The 611-nt window shown below is 77.7% G+C and carries 1 pseudogene; it reads right to left on the reverse strand.

Annotated elements, in window-relative coordinates:
* Positions 1-611, reverse strand: a pseudogene (locus AA75_RS50185) (hypothetical protein); the annotation flags it as partial.

Consider the following 611-nt stretch of genomic DNA (forward strand, 5'->3'; position numbering starts at 1 on the left):
TCCGCCGTAGACCTTGTGGTACTCCAGCGCGACGTTGAACAGCGGGAGCGCAGCATGACCGAGCACGTAGAGCGAGGCGAGACCGGTCAGCTGCCGCAGCAGGGGGTGGACCACCTCGGCCAGCCAGGTGTCCATCGCCACGGCGGGCGGCACGCTGGCGACCACCACGGGGAGCCGGCGCTCCGGGTCGCACAGCTCGTCGATCAGGGCGTCGACCTCGCCCTTGGCTATCACCCTCGGCCGGGCGGACAGCGCCACCGGCCCGTCGGTGGCGTCCAGCAGCGGGAGCAGGCCGCGGGCCAGCTCGGGGACCGGGACCCGGCTCGAGGTGCGGATGCCCGCACCGGTCGGCAGGTGCTCGGCCTCCAGCCGGAGCCAGCAGGGCTGCTCGGTGGCCGAGGCGACGGTGAGGGTGAGCTGCTCGATGCCGTGCGCGGCCGGGGTCCGCAGCCGGCGGCGGCTGTACCGCCCGCCCGGTGGCCGGCCGCGCAGGGCGCCGGTGTCGCGGTCCAGCAGGACCCGCTCGCCGAGGCGCAGCCGCTCGGGGGGCGGCGCGGGCGGGGCGGCCGGATCGGCGGCCACGGCCCCGGCGGGGGGCTGCTCGGCGCGGC

The sequence above is a fragment of the Kitasatospora sp. MBT63 genome, assembly GCF_000710465.2.
Taxonomy (GTDB): domain Bacteria; phylum Actinomycetota; class Actinomycetes; order Streptomycetales; family Streptomycetaceae; genus Kitasatospora.